The organism is Acinetobacter sp. SM34, assembly GCF_022012365.1.
Lineage (GTDB): Bacteria > Pseudomonadota > Gammaproteobacteria > Pseudomonadales > Moraxellaceae > Acinetobacter.
Window position 1 is genome coordinate 12408 of the sequence record NZ_JAKLTP010000017.1, and the last position, 24648, is coordinate 37055.

General features: G+C 41.2%; 21 protein-coding genes and 3 pseudogenes. 15 read left to right on the forward strand and 9 right to left on the reverse strand.

The window, feature by feature from the left end:
• Positions 1-26 precede the first annotated feature (26 nt).
• The 5 genes from LZZ98_RS13485 to LZZ98_RS13505 all read left to right on the forward strand — a co-directional run bounded on the left by LZZ98_RS13485 (position 27) and on the right by LZZ98_RS13505 (position 5902).
• Positions 27-941, forward strand: a complete 915-nt coding sequence (locus LZZ98_RS13485; RefSeq protein ID WP_004704283.1) for a class II glutamine amidotransferase — start codon at positions 27-29, stop codon at positions 939-941.
• 33 nt (positions 942-974) lie between these two features.
• Positions 975-1700, forward strand: coding sequence for a protein glxC (locus LZZ98_RS13490; protein WP_237788296.1), 726 nt, complete (start codon positions 975-977; stop codon positions 1698-1700).
• Positions 1701-1727: 27 nt separating this feature from the next.
• On the forward strand, positions 1728-3062 hold the full coding sequence (locus LZZ98_RS13495; protein ID WP_004704280.1) for an FMN-binding glutamate synthase family protein: 1335 nt from the start codon (positions 1728-1730) through the stop codon (positions 3060-3062).
• A 998-nt stretch (positions 3063-4060) separates the two neighbouring features.
• The gene (locus tag LZZ98_RS13500; protein ID WP_237788297.1) at positions 4061-5263 is read left to right on the forward strand and encodes a tyrosine-type recombinase/integrase; all 1203 of its coding nucleotides are present in this window, start codon (positions 4061-4063) and stop codon (positions 5261-5263) included.
• A 210-nt stretch (positions 5264-5473) separates the two neighbouring features.
• Positions 5474-5902 (forward strand): hypothetical protein, encoded by a 429-nt coding sequence (locus LZZ98_RS13505; protein ID WP_237788298.1) that lies wholly within the window; start codon positions 5474-5476, stop codon positions 5900-5902.
• A gap of 729 nt (positions 5903-6631) precedes the next feature.
• On the opposite strand, the gene LZZ98_RS13510 is transcribed toward LZZ98_RS13505, so the two are convergent.
• The gene (locus tag LZZ98_RS13510) at positions 6632-6910 is read right to left on the reverse strand and encodes a helix-turn-helix domain-containing protein (RefSeq protein WP_237788299.1); all 279 of its coding nucleotides are present in this window, start codon (positions 6908-6910) and stop codon (positions 6632-6634) included.
• Entirely contained in the window at positions 6903-8207 is a 1305-nt protein-coding gene (locus LZZ98_RS13515) for a type II toxin-antitoxin system HipA family toxin (RefSeq protein WP_237788300.1), read from the reverse strand. Before LZZ98_RS13515 ends, LZZ98_RS13510 begins: the two co-directional genes overlap by 8 nt.
• 273 nt (positions 8208-8480) lie before the next feature.
• Between LZZ98_RS13515 and LZZ98_RS13520 the strand changes: the two are divergent.
• The 3 genes and pseudogenes from LZZ98_RS13520 to LZZ98_RS13530 form a co-directional block, all read left to right on the forward strand.
• Positions 8481-8949, forward strand: a pseudogene (locus tag LZZ98_RS13520) (integrase arm-type DNA-binding domain-containing protein); the annotation flags it as partial.
• A gap of 171 nt (positions 8950-9120) precedes the next feature.
• The gene (locus LZZ98_RS13525) at positions 9121-9537 is read left to right on the forward strand and encodes a hypothetical protein (protein WP_237788301.1); all 417 of its coding nucleotides are present in this window, start codon (positions 9121-9123) and stop codon (positions 9535-9537) included.
• A complete protein-coding gene (locus LZZ98_RS13530) occupies positions 9534-11168 on the forward strand; it encodes a SulP family inorganic anion transporter (RefSeq protein ID WP_237788302.1) in 1635 nt (544 codons plus the stop codon). Before LZZ98_RS13525 ends, LZZ98_RS13530 begins: the two co-directional genes overlap by 4 nt.
• 234 nt (positions 11169-11402) lie before the next feature.
• Here LZZ98_RS13530 and LZZ98_RS13535 read toward each other — a convergent pair whose 3' ends face one another.
• The gene (locus tag LZZ98_RS13535; RefSeq protein WP_237788303.1) at positions 11403-11630 is read right to left on the reverse strand and encodes a hypothetical protein; all 228 of its coding nucleotides are present in this window, start codon (positions 11628-11630) and stop codon (positions 11403-11405) included.
• Between the two features lie 117 nt (positions 11631-11747).
• On the reverse strand, positions 11748-13826 hold the full coding sequence (gene ppk1 / locus LZZ98_RS13540; protein WP_237788304.1) for a polyphosphate kinase 1: 2079 nt from the start codon (positions 13824-13826) through the stop codon (positions 11748-11750).
• Positions 13827-14249: 423 nt separating this feature from the next.
• Here ppk1 and LZZ98_RS13545 point away from each other — a divergent pair, with 423 nt between their 5' ends.
• From LZZ98_RS13545 to LZZ98_RS13565, 5 genes are all read left to right on the forward strand, one after another.
• The gene (locus tag LZZ98_RS13545) at positions 14250-14996 is read left to right on the forward strand and encodes a beta-ketoacyl-ACP reductase (protein ID WP_237788305.1); all 747 of its coding nucleotides are present in this window, start codon (positions 14250-14252) and stop codon (positions 14994-14996) included.
• Positions 14997-15081: 85 nt separating this feature from the next.
• Entirely contained in the window at positions 15082-15426 is a 345-nt protein-coding gene (locus LZZ98_RS13550; RefSeq protein WP_086197569.1) for a phasin family protein, read from the forward strand.
• 120 nt (positions 15427-15546) lie between these two features.
• Positions 15547-17316 (forward strand): class I poly(R)-hydroxyalkanoic acid synthase, encoded by a 1770-nt coding sequence (gene phaC / locus LZZ98_RS13555; RefSeq protein WP_237788307.1) that lies wholly within the window; start codon positions 15547-15549, stop codon positions 17314-17316.
• 82 nt (positions 17317-17398) lie between these two features.
• Complete coding sequence (locus LZZ98_RS13560; RefSeq protein WP_237788308.1) at positions 17399-18577, forward strand: acetyl-CoA C-acetyltransferase; 1179 nt, start codon at positions 17399-17401, stop codon at positions 18575-18577.
• A gap of 447 nt (positions 18578-19024) precedes the next feature.
• Positions 19025-20926, forward strand: coding sequence for a bifunctional metallophosphatase/5'-nucleotidase (locus tag LZZ98_RS13565; RefSeq protein WP_237788309.1), 1902 nt, complete (start codon positions 19025-19027; stop codon positions 20924-20926).
• A 207-nt stretch (positions 20927-21133) separates the two neighbouring features.
• Here LZZ98_RS13565 and LZZ98_RS13570 read toward each other — a convergent pair.
• Positions 21134-22194, reverse strand: a pseudogene (locus LZZ98_RS13570) (RNA-guided endonuclease InsQ/TnpB family protein).
• A gap of 128 nt (positions 22195-22322) precedes the next feature.
• The gene (locus tag LZZ98_RS13575; protein WP_237788310.1) at positions 22323-22505 is read right to left on the reverse strand and encodes a hypothetical protein; all 183 of its coding nucleotides are present in this window, start codon (positions 22503-22505) and stop codon (positions 22323-22325) included.
• Positions 22506-22659: 154 nt separating this feature from the next.
• Between LZZ98_RS13575 and LZZ98_RS15635 the strand changes: the two genes are divergently transcribed.
• The gene (locus LZZ98_RS15635) at positions 22660-22791 is read left to right on the forward strand and encodes a hypothetical protein (RefSeq protein ID WP_442862716.1); all 132 of its coding nucleotides are present in this window, start codon (positions 22660-22662) and stop codon (positions 22789-22791) included.
• Positions 22792-22996: 205 nt separating this feature from the next.
• Here LZZ98_RS15635 and LZZ98_RS15640 read toward each other — a convergent pair whose 3' ends face one another.
• Both LZZ98_RS15640 and LZZ98_RS15645 read right to left on the reverse strand, forming a co-directional pair.
• Positions 22997-23296 carry a hypothetical protein gene (locus tag LZZ98_RS15640; RefSeq protein ID WP_442862713.1) on the reverse strand — a complete coding sequence of 100 codons (300 nt, stop codon included), beginning with the start codon at positions 23294-23296 and terminating at the stop codon, positions 22997-22999.
• A 30-nt stretch (positions 23297-23326) separates the two neighbouring features.
• Positions 23327-23938: pseudogene (locus tag LZZ98_RS15645) on the reverse strand (Na/Pi symporter); the annotation flags it as partial.
• Between the two features lie 306 nt (positions 23939-24244).
• On the opposite strand from LZZ98_RS15645, the gene LZZ98_RS13585 reads away from it, so the two are divergent.
• Positions 24245-24496 (forward strand): TIGR03643 family protein, encoded by a 252-nt coding sequence (locus LZZ98_RS13585; protein ID WP_409976742.1) that lies wholly within the window; start codon positions 24245-24247, stop codon positions 24494-24496.
• Here LZZ98_RS13585 and LZZ98_RS13590 read toward each other — a convergent pair.
• A complete protein-coding gene (locus tag LZZ98_RS13590; protein ID WP_237788311.1) occupies positions 24493-24645 on the reverse strand; it encodes a DUF2256 domain-containing protein in 153 nt (50 codons plus the stop codon). The genes LZZ98_RS13585 and LZZ98_RS13590 overlap by 4 nt on opposite strands.
• Positions 24646-24648 lie beyond the last annotated feature (3 nt).

A 24648-nucleotide genomic window follows, 5' to 3' on the forward strand; every position in this document is an offset into this window, starting at 1 on the left:
AAAAGAGCATTTAGCGGAGAACAATTATGTGCGGAATCGTAGGCTTATACTTAAAAAATCCAGCTTTGGAATCACAACTCGGCAAACTGTTTGAACCGATGCTGGAGTCGATGACCGGGCGTGGCCCTGACAGCGCAGGCTTTGCCATTTATGGTGACGAAGTGTCTGAGGGCTGGGTCAAACTTACCTTGCAGTCAGTTGAAGATGAATTTGACTGGTCTGCATTTGCAGAAGCACTGAAAGCAGAACTGAACACCGACATGGACTGGTTCCAGAATGCCACGGCTGCAGTCATTAAAGCAAAATCGGATGAACAAACAGTGCGCGCAGCGATTGGCAAAATTGCCCCGCAGCTCAAGATCATGAGTGTTGGTCAAAGCATCGAAATTCTTAAAGGCATGGGTTTGCCAGTCGAAATTTCTGAGCGTTTTGGTTTGGCGAATATGAAAGGCAGTCACATTATCGGTCATACCCGGATGGCCACTGAAAGTGCAGTGACCATGGAAGGCAGTCATCCATTTTCCACCGGCGCTGATTTGTGTTTAGTGCATAACGGTTCTCTGTCTAATCATGCCCGTTTACGCCAAGAGTTAAAACGTGAAGGCATCAGCTTTGAAACAGATAACGATACCGAAGTGGCTGCAGGCTATCTGACTTGGCGTTTACAGCAAGGGGATTCTCTGGCAGAAGCGCTGAACAATGCATTAGACGATCTGGACGGTTTCTTTACCTTTGCCATTGGCACCAAAAACGGTTTTGCCGTGATCCGTGATCCGATTGCCTGCAAACCGGCCGTGCTGGCGGAAACGGATGACTATGTGGCCATGGCTTCCGAATATCAAGCCTTGGCGTCATTGCCGAATATTGACAAAGCCAAGGTCTGGGAGCCAGAACCAGCCACCTTATATGTTTGGCAACGCAGTGCAGATCAAGCCGCCTAAGAATGAACCAGAATAGAAAACAGGAATAACCCTATGAATACAGCATTTGCAGAAAAAATCAGCACTTCAATTTTAAAAGATGAATTTGATTTAAGCGTAGACAGCATCCGTGATTTAAACCAAGCCCTGCATAGCAAAGAACTGACCGACAGCATTATGGACTGGAAAGTCAGCAATCCAGGCGGCCAGCATAATATTGCAGTCGGCATTAAAGCCCCTGTAAATGTCACCATTGACGGCCATGCCGGATATTACTGCGCCGGCATGAATCAAGAAGCTCATGTCATCGTCAACGGCAACGTTGGGGTAGGCGTAGCTGAAAATATGATGTCAGGTTCAGTGCATATCAAAGGCAATGCCTCTCAAGCAGCAGGAGCAACAGCGCATGGCGGTCTGCTGGTCATTGAAGGGGATGCTGGGGCACGCTGCGGTATTTCAATGAAAGGCGTAGATATTGTAGTAGGCGGCAGTATTGGACACATGAGCTGCTTCATGGGGCAGGCTGGCCGTCTGGTGGTTTGCGGTGATGCTGGCGATGCGCTGGGCGACTCGCTGTATGAAACCAGAATTTATGTCAAAGGTGCGGTGAAGTCTCTAGGTTCAGACTGTATTGAAAAAGAAATGCGTCAGGAACATCTGGCAGAACTGGCAGAACTGCTGTCTAAAGCCGGATTTGATGAAGATCCCGCTTCTTTCAAACGTTATGGTTCGGCGCGCCAACTGTACAACTTCAAAGTCGACAATGCATCTGCATACTAATCAAGCGTAATAATGGAGCAATCAATCATGACTCAAACTATCCAAGAATTTGAACCCGTGTTACGTGAATCTGCAACGTTTGACCGTTTAACCATTCAAGAAATCCAGCGTGCAGCGGCAACCGGCATCTATGACATCCGTGGCGGTGGCACCAAGCGTAAAGTGCCGCATTTTGATGATTTGCTGCTGCTCGGTGCAAGCATGTCACGCTACCCGCTGGAAGGCTACCGTGAAAAATGCGGTACCGATGTGGTACTGGGCACACGCTTTGCCAAAAAACCGATTCATTTAAAAATTCCTGTAACGATTGCCGGCATGAGCTTTGGTGCATTATCTGCCAATGCCAAAGAATCTTTAGGCCGCGGTGCCTCTATGGTCGGCACATCCACCACCACCGGTGACGGTGGCATGACCCCTGAAGAACGTGGTCATTCGCAAACATTGGTGTATCAATATTTGCCATCGCGCTACGGTATGAACCCTGACGATTTGCGTAAAGCGGATGCGATTGAAATCGTACTCGGGCAAGGTGCTAAACCCGGCGGTGGCGGTATGCTGTTAGGCATGAAAGTGACGGAACGTGTGGCAGGTATGCGTACTTTGCCAGTCGGTGTCGATCAGCGTAGTGCCTGCCGTCATCCGGACTGGACGGGTCCAGATGACTTGGCAATTAAAATTGCCGAAATCCGTGAAATCACCGATTGGGAAAAGCCAATTTATGTCAAAATCGGGGCCAGCCGTCCTTATTATGACGTAAAACTGGCGGTGAAAGCGGGTGCAGATGTGATCGTGCTGGATGGTATGCAAGGCGGTACCGCAGCTACCCAGGAAGTGTTTATTGAGCACGTCGGTATTCCTATTCTTCCTGCCATTCCGCAAGCGGTACAAGCCTTGCAGGAAATGGGCATGCACCGTAAGGTTCAGCTGATTGTTTCTGGCGGTATCCGCACAGGTGCCGATGTGGCGAAAGCGATGGCCTTGGGAGCAGATGCGGTAGCGATTGGTACGGCAGCGCTGATTGCGCTCGGGGATAACCATCCACGTCTAGACAAAGAACTGAAAGAAATTGGTTCAGCGGCGGGTTATTATGATGACTGGCAAAATGGCCGTGACCCTGCAGGGATTACGACCCAGGATCCAGAACTGTCCAAACGCCTCGATCCGGTTGAAGGCGGACGCCATTTGGCTAATTACCTGCGTGTTTTGGTCTTGGAAGCACAAACCATGGCACGTGCCTGCGGTAAATCGCATTTGCACAACCTAGATCCGGAAGATCTGGTGGCGCTGAATGTCGAGGCGGCGGCAATGGCTCGTGTACCACTTGCTGGAACCAACTGGATTCCAGGTCAAACGCAATATTAATACACCCTCATAAGATGGAGAGGTATCATCTCCATCTTATGCTCTCATCAATAACATGATTTAAATCTTGCAAGGTTACTGAGGTTTATTTGATTAAATCTTGTTTTAAATGATTTTTTTGTAAAGAATACAATTATATAGACAGATTTTCCCCTATCAGGTCATTTGCAATGATCTTAGCCCATTTATTTTAAAATAAAAATTTTCCTAAATTTAGTCATATTTCAAGACTGATTTTTAAGCCACAGAAAAATACAGGGAAGGATAAAATTTCTATCTATCCTCATACAGGTGTTTATCTTGCATTTAATAAATCAATATTCTGTTCAATCCGGCTTTGAATCATATGGAGCGTTTCTGATCGAATCTACTCAGCCAACAGATCATCTGCGATCTGATTAAATTGGTGCGCAACCTCAGAAATCGAAATCACAATTTCATCGGCTACTGACACAGAAAAGCTCCACTTGCCGAGAACCCAGTTTGACAATCGCTGGTTGGCTAAGATCCAACGCCTTATCCATAATCTCCCTTTAGTAATCCAACTGGATCTTCGCAGAAAGTGACATCGTAAGCGGCTTAAAGCCGTCCAAGGTTTTAGGCTGTCCTTATCCCCTAGAGCGGTTGTCGAATTTAGTGGCCCTTTCCTGATCTTCATCTATTTATTCATATCATAGTCCTGTTGCCTGACCGTTTGACTGTCTTATTGTCTTCGTTGGGGTCCATATTTGGATACATAAAAAACTCGCTGATCAAGTTAACTTAGTTATTTTAAACTCTTTCTCGGCATTAAATTCCTAGAGCAACAGTTTCAGATATCTTGCAAGTAATATGATTGGTACTTAAGCTGGTGACTAAAAATGAAATATTAAAAATTAAATTAATAAAAAACAATAAATTAAAAAATAGTATGATGCGTATCATACGCATCACATAAAAATTGCTTAAATTTGCTATAATTAAAATCTGCAGTGTCATTAGTGGTTGGGTTTAAATTTATGAGTCTTACGGAAGCGAAGGTACGCCAGGCCAAGCCCAAGGAGAAAGTTTATTTTCTTACAGATGACGATGGCTTAAGTTTGAAGGTGGAATCGAATGGACGTAAATCTTGGAGTTATCGTTATTCAGTAGCAGGTAGCAATAAGCGTCCGCGAGTGAAGTTGGGCGAATATCCTTTCATGTCATTAAAACAGGCAAGAACCGCCCGGGATGAATATAAATTTAATGGTTATAAAAATGAAACAGTACATAAAAAAAATATAAAAAAATTTCAAGACATTTGCGAAGAATGGTTAGAGTTTAAAATAAAAAACTCTTTTAAAGATGAACCCCGTTGTGGTGTTATTCAATTGGCAAAAAAATGTTTAAATCATGATATTTACCCAGATATTGGACTGATGCCATTTAATGAAATTAAAAGATATGATCTTGTTAAAATTATTAAAAATATAGAATCTAGAAATGTAAAAGAACCTGTAAAGAAAGCCTATAGCTATTTAAACCAGATTTATGATTATGCTGTGGCTATGGGTTATTGTGAATATAATATTGCGAATGGTCTACATAAAATATTAATAAATAATAAGATTAAAAAGAATTATCCTTATTTAAACTCAGGTGAGATACCTATTTTTTTAAATCGATTAAATAAAATTAATACTGATCCTATCATTAAAAGAGCTCTTTTATTTAAGTTATATACTGGAGTGCGTGGAAGTGAGTTATTACTTTGTGAACCCCATCATTTTGATTTAGATAAAAAAATATGGAAAATACCTGCCTTACATATCAAACAATATAGGCGAAAAGTTATTCTAGGTCATGATATTCCTGAATTTTTTGTTCCATTATCTAGTCAGGCACTAGAAGTTCTGAAATCGGCATTAGCTTGGTCTCATGGAGAGAAGTATGTATTTTCTAGCCCCCGGAATAATAATAAACCTATTCATTTTAATACCTTAAATTTGATTATCAGAAAAATGGGATATACTAAAAATGAATTATCTTCCCATGGTTTACGATCAACATTTAGTACAGTATTAAATGAATCTGGCTTATTTCAATCAAATTGGATCGAAGCACAACTATCCCATACAGATAAAAATAAGACTCGTGCCAGTTATAATCATGCAGAATATTTTAATCAGCGTGTTGAAATGATGCAGTGGTGGGGAGATTTTATAGAAAGTTTTAGTTTATAAATATTTTAATTAGTAAATTCTACGTATATAGATAAAGTCATCTCTAAGAAAGAAATTAGGATATGAATAAATTCAGCCAAGTTTTTTCATAATATGGGCCTTAAGATAAACGTGTGAACTGATTATCCTATTATTTAGGCTTAATATTTATCATTTGGCCTGATTCTCGGACCTTCATTTACGACTATTCTGCTGAATTGGGGAATGCTGGTGTCCTGGTGGACTGCGATGGTGATTTTGGCTTTGCTCAGCATATTGATCCTTATCAATTATAACAAGGAAGAAACTCAGGATACGGTCTTGCATAGCCAGCCGGATATTCCAGAGCAGCCCTCTAGGCATGTCAGAACGGATTTTAGCTTCCACCAAGTGCTCTTGTGGCTCATTCTGGGTTTCAGCTTATATCTGGCAATGATTACCCTGAACCTGACTGCGGGTTTTTATATTCAGGATCATTTTAATATCAGTGCACAACAAGGCGCCGTATATTTCTCGCAGTGTGCTTTTATTGCAGGTATTTCACTCGTCACCATGCAGATCTTGATTTCAAAGTATCTGCGATGGGCTGTCTCACATTTATTATGGGTGGGACTGATGACCATGCTGGCTGGATTACTGATTTCCTTGAGTACCAGTTAACTGATTATTTTTCAAAGTGCATATGTACTCTATTGGATTGGGATTGCCTGTCTGACACCTGCTTTCATCACAGGGGCTGCGCAGACTGCACCACAGGATATGCAGACCAGAGTCGCGGCATATGGTGTACTGCCACTCAGGCACTGAGCTTTGTATTAGGCCCTTTAATCAGTACCGGACTTTACCAGTTAAATCCTGTTTTTCCCTATTATTTTTTGAATGTCCTGCTTACAGGACTTGGATTGATATGGGCAGTAAATCATTAAAGCGCGCACATAAATTGCTCTATTAAACCCAACCTTGCCATTCGCCACCCACATGCATTGTATCTAGCTTATTAAAGTAAAAATTATATAAAACATATATTTATATGAGTAATTTTACTAGATACAATTTAAATCAGGGTGGGCGAAGAAGAGGTTAAACATTCTGAAATTTAGATATGTATATTGAACAGTAAATACCGGCATAAATATTTATCCGTTTTCTATTTTTTACTTAATGGTAAACTTTATTTTGGCGTCTGGTATTTAGGAAAAATAGTTATGATGATGCGAGTTGAGGAAGCTATGGCTGGATTTAATCTGACATTATTGATAATGCTATGACCTCAACCCAGCTCTCATTGATTGATGGAATTGCTGAATGAGCAAAGAGATCGATCCTGATGAGTCTTTGGTCTATTCAGGTCGTTTATTGAATAAAAAGATCAGAATAATATCAATGATCTTATTTAATTCTAATCTCTAACTTTAGACCAAATACATGCAATAATTTCTGCATGGATTTAAGCGTGGGATTACCTTCAGGCTGCTCCATTTTTTGTAAAGTTTGCGGCGCAATTTTAGTGATTTTGGCCATATCATTGAGGGTTAAGTGCAACTCGGTACGGATGAAGCGTGCAACTTGGTGAAAAGGCCAGTCGGGGTGATTACTGACGGTTTCAAGTACCTCCAATCTTTTTTGCATTTGTTGAATAGGGGTCAGTGGCTTAAAACGTTTATCCATAACTGAGCTCTTCCAACTGTTGGCAAATATTGGCAATTCGATACTGGCTATTTTCCAGAATTTCAGCTGCCAATTGCAGATGCTGCATTTCCTCGAGCAATCCCTGATAAAGGGGGAGTTGCTGGATCAGTAAAGCTCTAATCTCTTCTGGATCAATCAATGTACTTTCTGCTATCTGTTCAATTACGGAATGCCAAAGTGGCATACCCCCATGATCATCTCGTTGCCAGCGCGTGGTTCGGGCAATACCATCCGGATGCAGCCACATTGGCGCAAAATCAAACAGTGGCGTTAGTTGAACCATTCCGTTATTAAAGCGTTGAATCGCTGTATTACGGGTATGATTGTCTTTATTGCCTAAAGCGACATTGGCCAGATCACGCTTCAAATATTCAAAAATTTCTTGTTTTGGTTCACTACAACATTGCATAAGCAGGCTACAAATCTGGTTATGGGTCATTCTTACGCCAAAACCGGCTTTTCCGCCTAAAGAGGCCAGGCTTTCCTGAGCGATTCTTTCCACCTGACCCTCCATCACTTTGCGGTCAAATCGTGGAATAAATAAAGTTTTTCCATGCAACTTCAGTTCACCATGTACTCGTAGTCCCAAGTACTGGGCAATCTGCATGTATAAAGCTTCACACATCAAGATTTTATCCAGATTTTGATCACTGCCACGGCTGAATTTAACCAGCCAGTGCTGTTTGACCTGATCATCTGTAAGCGTGTGATCCAGATAGAAGAGGTCATCATGACCTTGGGTTAACAGTAATTTAGGCCATTCACCCTGAATGCCAGAAGAACCGGCAATAAAAAGTCCGTACGAAGCTAGGGATTCGATAAAATTTTCTTGACGTTCTACCACTTGGCTTAGGCTAAATCCATGATTCTGCTGGAGAGGAAAATGGCCTTTAAGCCATTCATGCGCCTCTTTGATACGTAAATTGCCAATCGGATTGCCTGCCCCTGCTTTTAAAAGTGCCCAGTCGGCTTGCTCTTGCGCATTTTCTGAAAAATAAAGTTGGCGGAGTAATTCTTTACGACCATAACCTTGAGGTAATAAATCCATTAAAAAAGCCGGCCAGGTAGATTGCAAAGTATTCTGAACATTTACAGGAAAATGGTAGGCAAGCGCGTGCCCATCTCTTAAATCCATATAGGAAATTGCATATTCGAACAAATAAGAGGTCCGGGTGGCTGCCTGCCATCCAGAGTGTTGCTGGCCTACCAGCTCAACAATAGCGCAGTCCAGCCATTCATTATTTTGGTAAATCTGTAATGTACAATACTGATTCATAATTTTATTAAAATAGTAAAATATTTAGATTTTATTCATTATATACCTATTTTAATAAAAAACTAATATTATCTTTTCAGCATTGATATTCATTTGAGTAAAAAGTTGTGTTGTACCTAGCCTTCCTGATGTTCAGAAATTTCAATAATTACGATGCTAATGAAGAAAAACGTTTTGCTGTGCTTCGATGAGCTTATTGAGCTATGCCCAAACTTTTAATGAACTCAATTTAGAGACTTAAATTGTTCAGTACAAAAAGAGAAAGTTTATTTTCTGGCAGATGACGATGGCTTAAGTTTGAAGGCGGAACCGACTGGACGTAAATTCTGGAGTTATCGTTATTCAATAGAAGGTACAAATAAGCGTCCGTGGGTGAAGCTAGGCGAATATGCTTTAATACCACTAAAAGAGGCAAGAGCAGCTCGGGATGAATATAAATTCAGTGGCCATAAAAATGAAACGTTGCATAAAAAGTATAAAAACATTTCAAGCTGTTGATGAAGAATGGTTAGAATTTAAAATAATGAATTCTTTTAAAGATTAGCCACGTTGCGGTGTAATTCAGCTGGCAAAAAAATGTTTAAATCATGATATTTACCCAAATATTGAACTGATGCCATTTAATGAAATTAAAAGATATGATCTTGTTAAAATTATTAAAAATATAGAATTTCGAAATGTAAAAGAACCTGTAAAGAAAGCCTATAGTTATTTAAACCAGATTTATGATTATGCTGTTGCTAGGCTGTCAAATAGATGCTCACTCCCCATTCTTCTTTTATTGATTTATGAAAGGAATCGAGGTTAATCAGATAGCCAAGTTTTAACTAAAACCACTTTTTTTACAGACTTTTATCCGATTGATTTGTTATGCTGTCAGATGATTTATAGGCATTGTAAGAAACCTGAAACCATGGATAGTAATAATAAAAAACCTAAACATTCAATTGTATGGCGCGATCAGCCAGAATCGCATGATTATCCTGCTGCGAGTTCTTATTTATGTTTATTGTTGCCTCCTTCACAGGTTGAAAAACTGCTGAACCAGTTACAAGTCGAAACCATCACTCAGTTTAAAGCCAAAGATATTTTTCGTGCAGCACAGCTTCCGCTACTTGATGAGCACAATTTTCATGTGGCACGTGATTTGAGCAAAATTGAGCAGAGCAAAGCACTTTCACCTTTGTTGCTAGTCCGTGATTTAGGAAAGCGTCATTTAATTATCGCCGATGGCTATCACCGACTCTGTGCGGTGTATCTGCATGATGAAGATGCTCTCATTCCTTGCCAGATTATTTCATTGACTGTACAAGATTTGGCAAATGTATGACCGTTGCTAAAAAATTCCCGATTTTTGATGTGATCGCAGGTTTATCTATCGCAGGTTTGCTGCTGCCTGAAGCAGTCGCTTATTCCAATATGGTGGGGTTGCCACCGCAAAGTGGTTTGGTGGCACTGGTGCTGGGTTTAGTGTGTTATGGTCTAATCGGGAATAGCCGTTTTGCGATTGTTTCTGCGACCTCATCTTCTGCCGCAGTCATGAGTTCAAGTCTGGCAACCATAGTGATGTTTTCTTCGCCTGAACGCGCAGGTCTGGCCTATGCGCTGGTATTTCTGTCAGGCATTTTACTGGTGATCGCAGGGTTATTTAAGCTTGGAGATGTGACCCATTTTATTGCAAAACCGGTGCTGAAAGGTTTTTCCTTTGGCCTGGCACTCAGCATTGTGGTTAAACAACTTCCTTTAGTATTACAGGTACATCCTGAGCATAGTGATTTTTTCCGTCAGTTGTGGGAAATGCTACAAGCCTATTCGAACTGGAACTGGCATGCTTTGATCATGGGACTTTGTACCTTTTTCACTTTGCAATTAACCCAGCGCTATAAAACTATTCCAGTGGCCTTGTTGCTGATTATTTTAGGCATTAGTTTCAATGTGATGGGCTATACTCAGGCCTGGGGAATCCGTTCTGTTGGGCATTTTGAGTTGGTTTTACCGAGTGTTCACTTACCCCATTTGGATATGAATAGCTGGTTGCAACTGGTAGAACTTTCACTGGCAGTTGCACTGATTATTTATGCCGAATCTTATACTTCAATTCGTACCTCGGCCCTAAAATACCATGATGCAATCCAGCCAAATCGTGACCTGATTGCATTGGGCGTGAGTAATATCTGCTCAGGACTGTTTAAGGGGATGGCGGTTGGTGCAGGCTATTCGGCGACTTCAGCCAATGAGTCTGCAGGAGCAAGAAGCAAAAAATCGGCCTGGGTGGCAGCGCTGGCCGTGGTGATTTTTCTGCTATTTTTTCGCCAGTATATTGCCAATATTCCTGAACCCGTTTTGGCAAGTATTGTGATGTATGCGGTCAGTGGACATATTCGTTTTGCCCCATTTAAACAGTATTTTATCTGGCATAAAGATCGCTTACTGTCAATTGTTGCAATTTGGGCAGTGATTATTTTTGGTGTACTCAATGGGTTACTGATTGCGGTGCTGGTGAGCATTTTAATGTTATTAAAAAGCTACTCTGTTCCTCGAATTGCCTGGCTTGGACGTCTCAATGGCGGGCATGATTATGTTGACATCAACCGCTTTCCTGAAGCTGTAGCACCTGATGCTATTTTAATTGCACGACCTGATCATCCCCTGTTTTTTGCCAATGCAGAAAAAATCTGTCATGCGATTCTAAAGAAGGTTTCTGGGCAAAATTATCAGTATGTGATTTTGAATCTTGAAGAATGTCCAAGCCTGGATAGTACCAGTATTGAAGCGTTGTTATTGCTAGCTGAGCATTTGCAAGAGGAGGGGATTGAGCTGAAATTGGCACGCGTACGCCGTTCAGTCGCAGAAACTTTATTGTATGTGAATAGTCCTTTATTCCCCCGCTCTAGTTATGATGCACAAAGTGTCGATGATGCCGTAAGCCAGATAGAAAATCATCGTTCGACAGCAACTTAAGCGCAGGGTGTACACCACTCATAAGATACAACTCTGTAAGAAAGCGGTCGAGAGTACACCTATACCTGATCGTTCAGCTAAAATCAGCACACATGTGGTATTTGAAGTATGTACTCACTCAAAGCCGATCCTGACAGTGAGATTTTTATTGGGTCTGTGTCAGGTCATATCTGGTAATTGATCAAAAGCAATTACATAAAATAATTTACAAGTTTATTAAAAATTCTGTACTTCTTACTTTATTTTAAAATGATGTTTCTCGGGAATAAGTTTGATTTTTATTTTCTTATAAAGTCGCTCTTTGGCGTTTTCTGCTGATTTGGTTACTTTATCTGCAAATTTCTGATCAGACATAAGAATGGCATAAGTTTTATAGCCTATTTCAAGAGCTTCTACTTTTTTGCCTTCTTCTTCGAACTGTTCAATTAATTTGTTGATCTTTTTAACACTGATATCATTCATGTAATTGACTCACTCCCTCTTGAGTTTTACTTTAGGATTGTATTATTACAATTTGGTTAAAATAAATTTAAATCATTGCAAGTGATTGTCATTTATACAATAACTTGCAACTTTTCGTTAAAAAACTTGATTCATTAATTGTTGCTGGGCAATGTAGACTGCCTGTCCATTACCAGGCTGACATTGTATCCAGATTCCATCGGCTTGTAATTCCCATGCACGCCGATTATCTTTGAGATAATTATTCAATCCTTCTTCAAGAATTTGTTTGCGAATTTTCTTATTCTCGATCGGGAAACAGGTTTCGATGCGAGAAAATAAATTACGTCCCATCCAATCCGCACTGGCGCAATACAGTTTGCTGTCACCATTATTATAAAAATAATACACTCTGGTATGTTCCAAATAACGTCCGACGATGGAACGTACACGAATATTGTCGGAGAGCCCTGCAACTTGGGGTCGTAAGCAACAAATTGAACGAACGATTAAATCGATCTGTACACCCGCTTGTGAGGCTTGATAAAGTTCATGAATCAGTTGAGGTTCAGTTAATGCATTGACCTTAATAATAATCTGCGCTTTTTTTCCTGCTTTACTGTTTTTAATTTCCTGCTGTATGAGTTCAAGCAATTGTGAATGCAGGGTAAATGGCGCGTGAAAAAGTTTTTCCAGTTTTATGGTTTTTCCCATACCGGTTAATTCTTGAAAGATTTTATGTACATCTTCACAAATATCAGCATCACTGGTGAGTAAGCCATAATCAGTATAGATTTTGGCATTGGTCGCATGATAGTTGCCTGTGCCTAAATGGACATAACGTTTAATTTTATCTATTTCACGACGCACAATCAGGATCATTTTGGCGTGGGTTTTATAGCCGACAATCCCATATACAACAACCGCGCCAGCTTCTTGTAATAGATTGGCAACTTCGATATTTGACTCTTCATCAAAGCGTGCACGCAATTCAATTACGGCAGTAACTTCCTTGCCATTCCGTGCCGCTTCAGCAAGGACCTGCACGATTTCAGAGTCTACACCGCTGCGATAAAGGGTTTGTTTTATGGCCAATACATGTGGATCACGGGCTGCCTCTTTCAGCAACTTAATGACCGGAGCAAAAGAGTGAAAAGGGTGGTGTAATAAAACGTCTTCGGTTTTTAATACCTCAAAGATGGATTTTTTGCCATACAACACTTTCGGTAATTTTTGTACATAGGGAGGGAAACGTAACTCTGGCAAATTAAAGTTCGATATAAAGCGGGCCAGGTTAACAGGACCATTCACCAGATAGAGCTGGTCTTGATCAAGATCAAATTGTTCAAGTAAATAATCAGTAATCGTTTCTGGACAATCTTTATTCACTTCGAGTCTGACAGCGCGACCAAAACGCCGGGATGAGAGTTCCCCTTTTAAAGCAATCGCTAAATCTTCCACATCCTCTGATACGGTGAGGTCAGCATTTCGCGTTACCCGGAATTGATAACACCCCGTGGTGGTCACCCCGGGAAATAATTCATGAATATGTTGCTGAATGATCGCGGAAAGTAAAATGTAATGCTCAGCCTCACCAGAAACATGTGTGGGCAATTTAACTAATCTTGGCAATGATCGAGGTGCAGGAACAATCGCTAAATCAATTTTTCGTCCAAAGGCATCGTTGCCTTCCAAAGTGACAATAAAGTTTAAGCTTTTATTGGCTAAACGAGGAAAAGGGTGTGCGGGGTCTAGGCTGATGGGGGTTACAACAGGTTGAACTTCATGATGAAAATAATCTTTAATCCATGCTTTATGTTTTTGAAGGATATCGCCATACTGAATAAAATTAACTCCATTGCCTTGAAGTTGAGGCAAGATATTATAATTCAGAATTTTATATTGTTCCTCGACTGCCTCATGTGCAAGCTTAGAAATAGTCGTCAGTATTTCTGAGATGAATAAATTATCTGGACTGGTCTTATTATGGCTTGACAGCTCAAATTGCTGTATCAAACTCGCGACACGTACTTCAAAAAATTCATCTAAATTTCGCGAAAAAATAATTAAAAAATTGAGTCGTTCAAGTAAAGGGTATTCAGTATCTTTAGCCTGTGCCAATACTCGCTTATGAAATTCAAGTAAGGAAAGGTCCCGATTAATATAAGTTTTTAATGTATGTATGGAAGAATTTGAAGGCACATTTAAAGCAGTCATTTATGGCTCTTATATCATTAGATAACAAGGTTCAAATCAATTGAATAAACATTCATAAAACCCTTAAATGAGACAAACTGATTTTCAGTACATTAGATCAGAAAATTATTGTATTAATAAAAGGCTAAAATTGAATTCTATTCAACTTTAACATTCTGCGGACATTACATTACAGATTTGTTAAAATATACCTTATATATTATTTAAGTGTATGTTATTTATGCTTTTTACTGATTTTTTTGCACTATTTATTTAATTTTTCTTTTTGCAGTTATTCAAACCTAGCGCCATTTACATTTGCTCATAAAAAATCGATCGCCTGTAATCGAGCCTTAACATAGAAAGGGTTAATTTAAGTCCAGATTCCAAAGAATCTTTGTGGATTCACTCAACCATTTTTTTCGATTTGCGAAAGGTAAAGATATGTCCGAAAGAAAAGTCGCATTTGTGACAGGGGCACTAGGTGGTATTGGTAGTGAGATTTGTCGTCAGCTGGTAAAGGCAAATTATAAAGTGATTGCAACGGTTGTGCCTCGAGAGGAAGACCGGGAAAAGCAGTGGCTAGAAAATGAGGGTTTCCAACACGAAGACATCCGTTTTGTGTTAACGGATCTCACCCATCATGCTGATGCGACGAGCGCGATCCAGGATGCGATACAGGCTGAAGGTCGTGTAGATGTGTTGGTGAATAATGCAGGCATCACGCGCGATGCAACATTTAAGAAAATGTCATTCGAACAGTGGTCACAGGTAATCGATACCAATTTAAAAACACTATTTACCGTGACCCATCCTGTTTTTAATAAAATGCTGGAGCAAAAGCAGGGACGCATTGTCAATATTAGTTCGGTCAATGGTCTGAAAGGACAGTTTGGTCAAGCCAATTATTCAGCCGCAAAAGCGGGCATGATCGGTTTTACCAAAGCTCTGGCTCAGGAAGGTGCACGTTCCAATGTTTGCGTGAATGTTGTAGCCCCGGGCTATACGGCAACACCGATGGTGACTGCCATGCGGGAAGAGGTTATCAAAAATATTGAAGACCAGATTCCTTTGCATCGTCTTGCCCAGCCTGAAGAAATTGCAGCGGCAGTTATGTATCTGGTCGGTGAGTATGGCACCTATATTACGGGTGAAACCTTATCGATCAATGGCGGTTTATACATGCAATAAGTCCTGTACTTATTGAGTCAGTTTTTCTTTGTTTTTTTCACAATAACTAAATTTTAAGCACTATAAATCAATGGAGTAATACAACATGCTATACGGTGATATTTTTTCAAACATGAATGCTCAGTACAAAAATATGTTTGAACCTTATGCAAAATTTAACAGTCTGGTGGCGAAAAACTTTGCCGATCTGACCAATTTACAACTCAATGCTGCACGTCATTATGCGGATATTACATTATCACAAGTCTTTGCCAACAGTGAAGTCAAAGACATGCAAAGTATGATCAATTGTGGCATGAAGCAAGTGGAAACCATGAGCAAACTCAGCCAGCAAATGATTGACGATGGCCAAAAACTGGCAAGCTTGGCCACTGAATTTAAAGCCGAGTTTGACAAGTTAGTTAGCGAATCGATGCCGAACAATAAATAACGGTTAGCAACCTTAATGAAGATTGAAGACTAGCGAGCGGGGAAGTGGAGATCACTTCCCCGTTTTTCGATTCCATTCCTGATCGAAAGTGAGGAATGACCCAGTATGCGGAGTGGTGCAATGCAGCAGAATCTTTTTCAGTTTAATCAGAACGTCCAGCGTTTTTTCGATGTGCATGAAGAAATCTGGAAGAAAGTGCAAGAATTTTACTATGGCGATAATCCGCTCAATGATGCATTAAGCAAAGTCAACAGTGAAGATATGAATCTGTTCTTTCAGGCATTAACCAAAAATCCGGCACGCTTGATCGAGATACAGAGTAAATGGTGGATCGGTCAGATGCAGATTTACCAAAATATCATGCTGCGCAGTGTCAACAAGGATATCCAACCTCTCGTCAAACCTGAGCCGGGTGATCGCCGTTTCAAGGATACACTTTGGCAAGAACCCAATTACGATCTCTTGACCCAGTCCTATCTGCATTTCAGTCAATTGGTACAAGAAATGCTGGATGAGGTTGAAGGCATCCCGGACAAAGTCCGCCAGCGTATCCACTTTTTTACCCGCCAAATGGTGAATGCCTTTTCTCCCGGCAATTTTTTATGGACCAATCCGGAAGTGATCCATCAAACGGTACAGGAACACGGACAAAACCTGGTGCGTGGCATGGAAATTTTTCATGACGATATCATGAACAGTAGTAAATATCTGTCCGTACGCATGGTCAATAATGACTCTTTCCGATTGGGAAAAGATCTGGCCTATACTCCAGGTGCAGTGGTCTTTGAAAATCCGGTTTTTCAATTGTTACAGTACGAAGCGACCACTGAAACTGTATATCAGACGCCTATTTTGCTTATCCCGCCCTTTATTAATAAATACTATATTCTGGATTTACGTGAGCAGAATTCTTTTGTGAACTGGTTACGTCAGCAAGGGCACAGCGTATTTTTAATGTCCTGGCGTAATCCGGGGGCTGAACAAAAGGACATGCGCTTTGAGGACCTGATTAAGTCTGGTACGGTTGAGGCGATGCGTGTCATTGAGGAAATGACTGGAGAAAAAGAGGTCAATGCCATTGGCTATTGTATCGGTGGAGCGGTACTTGCTGCGACGCAGGCGTACTATGTGGCGAAACGCCTGAAGAATCACGTCAAGAGTGCCACCTATCTGGCAACAATGTTGGACTTTGACAATCCAGGCAGTTTGGGTGCTTTTATTAATGAGCCAGTCATTCAAGGGATTGAAACTTTAAATCAACAGATGGGCTATTTTGATGGCCGTATGTTGGCGGTAACCTTTAGTCTGTTACGCGAAAATACCCTGTACTGGAACTATTACATTGAAAATTACCTGAAGGGCAAACATCCGTCAGACTTTGATATTCTGTACTGGAATAGTGATGGCACCAACATTGCTGCACATGTGCACAATTTCCTGGTACGCAATCTGTACCTGAATAATGAACTGATTCAGCCGAATAAAATCAAGGTCAATGGTGTGGGTTTAAATCTGTCGAAAGTAAAAACACCGAACTTTTTTATCTCGACCCAGGAAGATCATATTGCACTATGGGATACGTGCTTTAAAGGATCTACCTATCTGGGGGGTGAAAGCACGTTGGTCCTCGGCGAATCTGGACATGTGGCAGGCATTGTCAATCCGCCAAACCGCAACAAGTATGGCTGTTATACCAATAATGTTCCCTATGAAAATCCGAAACAGTGGCTGGCAGATGCCCAGTTCCATCCCGAATCCTGGTGGTTACGCTGGCAGCAATGGATCGCACCTTATACCGGCGATCAGGTTCCGGCGCGTACATTGGGTAATGCAACCTATCCTGTCAAGGAAGCAGCACCAGGCAGTTATGTACAGGTCAGTCTATTTTAGCATTTAAGCATTCTCACTGCCGACCAATCGTATGAGGGCAGGAGTATTAAGCAAGATGTAAGTTAAAAAACAGGAAATTAAAATGAAAGAAGTTGTGATTGTTGCTGCAAAACGTACTGCGATTGGAAGTTTTTTGGGTGGCCTGGCCAGTGTCAGTGCACCGCAGTTAGGAAAGGTGGTGATTGGTGCGGTATTAGACGCTGCCGGAGTGAAGCCAGAACAGGTAGATCAGGTCATTATGGGGAATGTATTGACTGCAGGTGTGGGACAGAATCCGGCACGACAGGCGGCAATTGCTGCGGGTATTCCGGTTTCAGTACCCGCTTCAACCTTGAATGTGGTATGTGGTTCGGGACTGCGCGCTGTTCATTTGGCCGCACAGGCGATTGCCACTGGTGAAGCCGATATTGTCGTGGCAGGTGGTCAGGAGTCGATGTCACAAAGTGCTCATATTATCCAGATGCGTAATGGACAGAAGATGGGCAATGCGCAATTGGTGGATAGCATGGTCTATGATGGTCTGACCGATGTGTATAACCAGTATCACATGGGAATGACCGCTGAGAATATTGTGGAAAAACTGTCGATTAGCCGTGAAGATCAGGATGCTTTGGCACTATCGTCTCAGCAGCGTGCAGTCAAAGCACAGGTAGAAGGGAAATTTGATGCGGAAATTGTACCGGTTCAAGTGCCACAACGTAAAGGTGATCCGTTAGTTTTTGACCGTGATGAATATATCAAGGCCGAAACGAATGAACAGAGTCTAGCCAAGCTGCGCCCAGCCTTTAAAAAGGATGGAACGGTGACTGCAGGTAATGCCTCGGGGATTAATGATGGTGCAGCAGCCGTATTGGTGATGAGTGCCGATAAAGCAGCAGAGCTTGGTTTACAGCCACTCGCAAAAATTAAAGCCTATAGCATGTCTGGTATTGAGCCGGAAGTGATGGGACTCGGTCCAGTGAATGCTGTGAGAAAGACGCTAGAAAAAGCAAGCTGGTCTTTGGACGAGGTTGATCTGGTTGAAGCCAATGAAGCCTTTGCCGCACAAGCTTTAGGGGTGGCAAAAGAACTAAGTCTGAATATGGACAAGGTCAATGTCAACGGTGGAGCTATTGCCTTAGGCCATCCGATTGGAGCCTCAGGATGTCGAATTCTGGTCACGCTGTTACATGAAATGCAACGCAGTGAAAAGAAAAAAGGACTGGCGACCTTATGTATTGGTGGTGGAATGGGCGTTGCATTAGCAGTTGAGCGACCTTAAATATTATTTCTGATTGCGAGAAGCTTTGTTGCATAAAGATTTTCAAACCTACATCTCCCTAACTGATTTTGAACTGGGTGCTGTACGTTGGTCACTTTTTAGCAACAGGAATCGCTGCTAAAAATTTATGATCATGGACTAAGTCCCTACTTACAAATACGTGGGGACTTACATCAGGCTAATAAGAGGGATAGTTAAGGAATTGAGTTGATTGAATAAAGTATCAATTTAAAAACTGAAGACATACAGCGGATGGTTGCATTGCTGAGTACATCCAAACATTCTTAAATGATAGGTGGCGATAATAGCTCTATGCTAGGATTTTTGTGTTGATTTAATCGATAAGGAGAAATATAAAATTTCTCCTTATTTTATTGTGGGTAAAATAGCTAAATTCATGAATTTTAAACAATAGTCCCACATGATATGTGATTAAATTATAGTCAAATGGGGGTGACCGTGGTCTTTAAAAACAGAAGCATTCAATATTCAGGTATCACATGCAGTTTATTGGTTTCCAGTATATTTTTAGCTGGGTGTAATAATAGTAAAGACAATACGAATATAACACCGATCATTCAATCGCAACCGCTGGAAGTCAATGTATTGCATATTAACGACAGCCATTCACATTTGGATGAAGAAAGTACCAAATTACTGCTGGAAACCTCTGCAGGTAATCGCGAGCAAATCCAGGTTTCAAATGGGGGTTTTGCACGAGTTGCTGCACTGATGAATACCCTAGCCAGCACGGAGAGAAACCCGATAAAAATTCATTCAGGGGATGCCATCACTGGCGATTTGTACTTTACTTTAAAAGAAGGTGAAGCAGAAGCAGATCTCATGAATGCAGTATGTTTCGATACTTTAACGCTAGGCAATCATGAATTTGATAATACTGATGAAGGCTTAAAAAAATTTATTGGTTTCTTGAATAATAAAGGTCGCTGTAAAAATAAAACACAAGTTTTAAGTGCCAATGTCGAGTTTGGAAAAACCTCAGCACTCTACCAGACTGATCTGGTGAAACCTTATACCATTATGGACAAAGAAGGGCAAAAAATTGGCTTAATCGGTCTAACGATTGCTGATAAAACCAAGAATGCCTCTCGCCCCAATGCAGATACCATTTTTAAAGATGAATTAACCACTGCACAAAACTATATTGATCAGCTCAAGCAGCAAGGCATTAACAAAATTATTGTACAGTCTCATTTAGGCTATGGCATGGATAAAGCACTGGCTGCACAATTGTCTGGTGTTGATGTGATTGTGGGTGGGGATTCGCATACCCTACTGGCCGATGCAAAGCTGAAAAACTATGGTCTCAGCCCGGAAGGCGCTTACCCAACGACCTTAAAAAATAAAGAGGGTGATCCGGTTTGTGTGGTACAAGCCTGGCAATATGCCTATATGGTTGGCCAGTTAAAAGTAAATTTTGATGCCAACGGAAAAGTTGAGGCATGTACCGGTAAAGCCAATGTATTGATTGGAGATGATTTTAAGCGCAGCGCTAAAGATGCTCCAGCCTTGAGTGCTACTGAATTGGATGCAATTAAAAAAGATATTGAAAACAGTAATAGCCTGCGGATTGTGCAGCCTGATGCTGCAGCTTTAGATATTTTAGCACCTTATAAAACCGCTAAAAATTTATTGGGCAAGGAAATTGTTGCGAATGCCCAAGAAAATCTATGCCTGCGTCGTGTACCAGGAACGACAAAAGATCCCTCACGTTCCAGTTTAGGGGACATCTGTAACAAATCAGATTTTACCAATCAGCATGGCGGTGATGTGCAACAACTCGTGGCTGAAGCATTTTTACAACAGGGTAAAAAGTATTTTAATGCCGATATCTCGATCCAAAATGGCGGTGGTGTCAGGGTGGATCTACCTCAAGGTGATATTTCTGTAGAGAAAATTTATACGGTATTGCCATTTAAAAACACATTGGTACAGTTGAAGGCGACTGGGCTAGAAATTAAAAATGTACTTGAAGATGCGATGGATGCAGTCGTAAATAACAATACCGGCAGTTATCCTTATGCGGGTGGACTGCATTGGGATGTAGATTTATCTAAAACCAAAGGTCAACGGATATCCAACTTAAAAGTTCGCAATGCACAAGGAATTTATGAAGCTTTAAATCCAGACCAGACCTATCAGGTGATTACCATTAATTTTCTGGCAGATGGTCAGGATTTTTATAGCAGTTTTAAAAATATCACCGGTGAACGTCGTGTAGAGGTGGGACTGGATTATGCTGAAGCCTTCTTGGATTATGCAAAAAATGAAAAAGTGCTGAAGCGCTTAGCTGTTGAACTCTACAGTACGCAGACTTATAAAGAATAAGCTGACTTGATTAATCCGGGTCAGCCGAATGATGACTGACTCGGAGCATTTAGAGCCTGTAAATCATTATAGTCAAGTTCCGAATCTGGTCTTGGTCGATTTTTCCATTTTTTATCGTATGCGAGCATACTCCAAAATATTGTGCAGCTTTGTCTTTAAAATTTTTGAATATCTTCAATCTTCTACTGTATTGACATCCACCCCCAGCTAAAGCAAGGGGATTCCTCCTGCGAGACGCTCATGCCAAAGCGCGAGTATGTTCAGGGCGGAATTCAAATCCCGCTGCCAGACTGTACCGCAGTTCTGGCATGTCCATTCTCTCATTCCAAGATCAACCCTACCTTTCGGACTACTGCTTGATATTTTCTTGCAGCACGAGCAGATCTGGGTGGTATAGGTTTCATTGACTTCTTCAAACAATACCCCTGCGTTCTCGCATTTATACTTGAGCATTGTTTTGAGTGCTGAAAATCCTGTGTCCAAAACAGATTTCGCCATCTTGGTTTTAACCAGCTTTTTCGCACTTAAGTCACCTACAACAATCAGTGCATTTTCTTTCACAAGCAGAGTGCTTACTTTATGCAAATGATCTTTACGACAGTTTGCAATCTTGGCGTGTAATGCACGTACACGTTTTTTATTTCTTGCTCGTTGAGCTATACCTAATTTCTGTTCATATTTTCGATAGAATTTAGGATTTGAAATCACAGTACCATCTGAGCAGGTGGCTATATCTTTTAAGCCCAGATCAATCCCGATCGCTTTGGTGGCGGTGGGTTTCTCAGCTTTAGTGCTATCCACAACAAGACACACATACCAGCGCCCACGACTATCCTCAACAAATGAGCCTGTTCTAACGCTGTATTGCCTATACCGTAACTATCCCATAGGTTAAATTTCTGCTTGCCGTATTGCACATAGCCATCAGCATATTTAATCGCTACTTTTTTAAAGGGTATCCAACCAAGTGAACGTCTTGCTGACTTCTTGTTACTCACACGCCATTTTAATTTTGCTTTTCTAAACTGTTTTCTTTTACCAGCATATTCTTCTCTGATTGCATCCACCGTTTGACTATGCAAACCACCCAATTTTGAAGTCCCTTTTGTGTATTTAGCCATATCGAATGCTGAGAAAAAGTCACCTGTTCTTTTCAGGTGTTTAAAACTTAAATCATTCACATAATTCCAAACAAAGTTCACCTCAGATGCTAATTGGTCTAGCACCTTGCAATGTTTGTCTTTTATGCGTAATTTAAGAGTTTTCATGGGCTTATATTAGCTCATGTTAAATTAAAGGTGTTGATTTTTAAAAAATTCAACGACATTTCATGTCGTGTCGCTTATATCTCTGCCCTGAAGGACAGAGTTTTACGCTCCATTTGATAAAATCCGACTCAATGAGGTTGCTTATAGTTGCTTGTTGTATCATGGTGCTGATGATAGTGACTTGATTTATGCATTTCATGCTCATCAGATTTATCTTTAGGATTCTTTTGTGGCTGAAGATCCTCTGGATTTGTCTGTTCTTCAGCTCTTTTAGATTCCGATTCATCTTTGGGGTGCTGTTGCTTGGTCATTTTATTTATCCTTTTCAAAAATTATAAAATTACCGATTGTTTTACCGACCCAATTAGAATGCGCGGACGCAAAAAAAAGAGATAGTTTTATATTGTATTGGCTTTGTTGCACCAAAGTTCTCTGGATATTTACTATTAAAAAAATGGCGAAGCCATATATATCACCGCAATTATTGGTGTAATCACAGTCGGACACCATGAAACACTGGAAAATGTCATCGAAAGAGCAGATCAAGCCATGCATATGGAAAAACAGCAAGGATATGACAGGACAGTATTTGCATGATCAAATTGAGTGTACAGAACTAAGTTTGTAATTGTCGAGTCAAGCCAAATGACCTCGTCCTTCGGGATTTAGCCCAACCTTCACGTTGCTCATACCCAAAAACCATTACAGGGCTGTTCTCGTTGTTAACGTTCGGCCAGCACCTTGGATAATCTTTTGGTATGGGCGATTAATCGGTCCAGCCAGCGTTTTGCAGCAAGCAGTTTTAAGCTTCTGGTGCACTCAACCGATTCAAGGTGGCATATTGCATCACTTCCTCACGTAAGACGGCACGATGCTCATCGCCCCACTGTTTGAGATTAGCCAGTTCCTGCTTGAAATTTTCAATCTTTTCAGCATTTTCTAAAAAATCCGGACGGCTGACATAATGCTCTAGAATATTTAAAAAATCTAAAGCCACTTGATAAATCTGTGGTTGGGTCCGAATAGCCAGTGCATAGGGAACACTTTCCAAATCACTACGCAGAACCCGAATATAAACCATCATGCGTAATAAAGAGGTCAAGCGCTGTTTATCTTGTTAATAGTCTGGCACCACAGCAGCTAAAGTTGCCGTAATAGCGGCACTGGAAGACTGCAGTAGCACCGTCATGATCAGTCCGATCCAGACCAGAAACAGCTTCTGCCCAAATGAATGATAGTGAAAAATAGACAAATCGACTTGTTGAGCAAGACCTGACATCGAAAACTGTAATTTCTCAATTCCCAAGAAAATCAGGCCAAAACCTGCAAGCACAAAACCGAATAATGCCAAACGACCATGCGTTAATAACTTGAACAACGCACCTACAGCAATCATGGGTAAGGCAAAAGTAGCGATAGAAAACTTCACCCCCAGCAAAGCCACCATCCAACCGGTACTTGTTGTTCCGATATTGGCGCCAATAATCACTCCAATCGCCTAGGTAAAACTCAAGACTCCAGCTCCGACAAAACCGATAGTCGCAAGTGTGGTGGCTGTAGAGGACTGGACAATCAAGGTCAGACCAATACCAGAACATAGTGATTTCAACGGTGTTCTGGTAAATTTGGTCAACCATACCCTTAAGGTTTCACCAGCCATCTCTTTTAGGCTGTCGGTCATTAAAATCATGCCAATCAAGAATAAACCAATCCCTCCACAGAGCTGAGCAATAATTTCGAGCACAGTTTTCCCCAAGGTGTTTTTAGCATCAGCATACCGTCTGATAGAGGGGATATCATTAACAACAACCGGGAGCATAGGCTTTGGTAGTAGCTACTTAGAGCACATCTTGACCTCACCAGCCGTACAGGACTAAAAGAAAATAGAATCCCTAAAAAATCACAAAATATTCATCTCCCGTTTTTTAGGATTAGGATGAATTTGGCCAGTTTCATCTGACCAAGACACGCAGAGAGATAAATTTAAATCTTATCTCTTAAATTTTATTTAAAGAATGAAAACAATCAGGGGCCTGTGGTGCGTCGAGTAATTGAATATGTGGGAGCGGACCTGTCGCGGATTATTGAAATGGCCTGGGAGGATCGAACCCCATTTGAAGCCATTCAACGTGAATTCGGTTTGAATGAAGCGGCGGTGATCCGCTTGATGCGGCAAAATATGAAACCCAGTAGCTTTAAAATGTGGCGTGAACGCGTGACTGGTCGAAAAACCAAGCATCTGCAGCTGCGTTCACCCGATGTGATACGGGCTTATTGTTCACGGCAATACAAGCGTTTCTAAGTGTTTGATTTTGACCGCCGTCTGGACTCACGTTTACATCGTTCAGAACAGTATCTGACTTCCTCCCAGCAGCGTTGCCATTTTTTGCGCCAAGTAAAAGGACGCAAGCAGTGGATACAGATTTTTTCAGGGAGATGCTGTTTTTTCATGGT

Coding starts and splice junctions, on each gene's coding strand:
- LZZ98_RS13525 (WP_237788301.1), top strand. CDS start 9,121: ATGGATAGTAATAATAAAAAACCTAAACATTCAATTGTATGGCGCGAT.
- LZZ98_RS13575 (WP_237788310.1), bottom strand. CDS start 22,505: ATGACCAAGCAACAGCACCCCAAAGATGAATCGGAATCTAAAAGAGCT.
- LZZ98_RS13500 (WP_237788297.1), top strand. CDS start 4,061: ATGAGTCTTACGGAAGCGAAGGTACGCCAGGCCAAGCCCAAGGAGAAA.
- LZZ98_RS13485 (WP_004704283.1), top strand. CDS start 27: ATGTGCGGAATCGTAGGCTTATACTTAAAAAATCCAGCTTTGGAATCA.
- phaC (WP_237788307.1), top strand. CDS start 15,547: ATGCAGCAGAATCTTTTTCAGTTTAATCAGAACGTCCAGCGTTTTTTC.
- LZZ98_RS13590 (WP_237788311.1), bottom strand. CDS start 24,645: ATGAAAAAACAGCATCTCCCTGAAAAAATCTGTATCCACTGCTTGCGT.
- LZZ98_RS13495 (WP_004704280.1), top strand. CDS start 1,728: ATGACTCAAACTATCCAAGAATTTGAACCCGTGTTACGTGAATCTGCA.
- LZZ98_RS13545 (WP_237788305.1), top strand. CDS start 14,250: ATGTCCGAAAGAAAAGTCGCATTTGTGACAGGGGCACTAGGTGGTATT.
- LZZ98_RS13490 (WP_237788296.1), top strand. CDS start 975: ATGAATACAGCATTTGCAGAAAAAATCAGCACTTCAATTTTAAAAGAT.
- LZZ98_RS13510 (WP_237788299.1), bottom strand. CDS start 6,910: ATGGATAAACGTTTTAAGCCACTGACCCCTATTCAACAAATGCAAAAA.
- LZZ98_RS13515 (WP_237788300.1), bottom strand. CDS start 8,207: ATGAATCAGTATTGTACATTACAGATTTACCAAAATAATGAATGGCTG.
- ppk1 (WP_237788304.1), bottom strand. CDS start 13,826: ATGACTGCTTTAAATGTGCCTTCAAATTCTTCCATACATACATTAAAA.
- LZZ98_RS13530 (WP_237788302.1), top strand. CDS start 9,534: ATGACCGTTGCTAAAAAATTCCCGATTTTTGATGTGATCGCAGGTTTA.
- LZZ98_RS13550 (WP_086197569.1), top strand. CDS start 15,082: ATGCTATACGGTGATATTTTTTCAAACATGAATGCTCAGTACAAAAAT.
- LZZ98_RS13560 (WP_237788308.1), top strand. CDS start 17,399: ATGAAAGAAGTTGTGATTGTTGCTGCAAAACGTACTGCGATTGGAAGT.
- LZZ98_RS13565 (WP_237788309.1), top strand. CDS start 19,025: ATGGGGGTGACCGTGGTCTTTAAAAACAGAAGCATTCAATATTCAGGT.
- LZZ98_RS13535 (WP_237788303.1), bottom strand. CDS start 11,630: ATGAATGATATCAGTGTTAAAAAGATCAACAAATTAATTGAACAGTTC.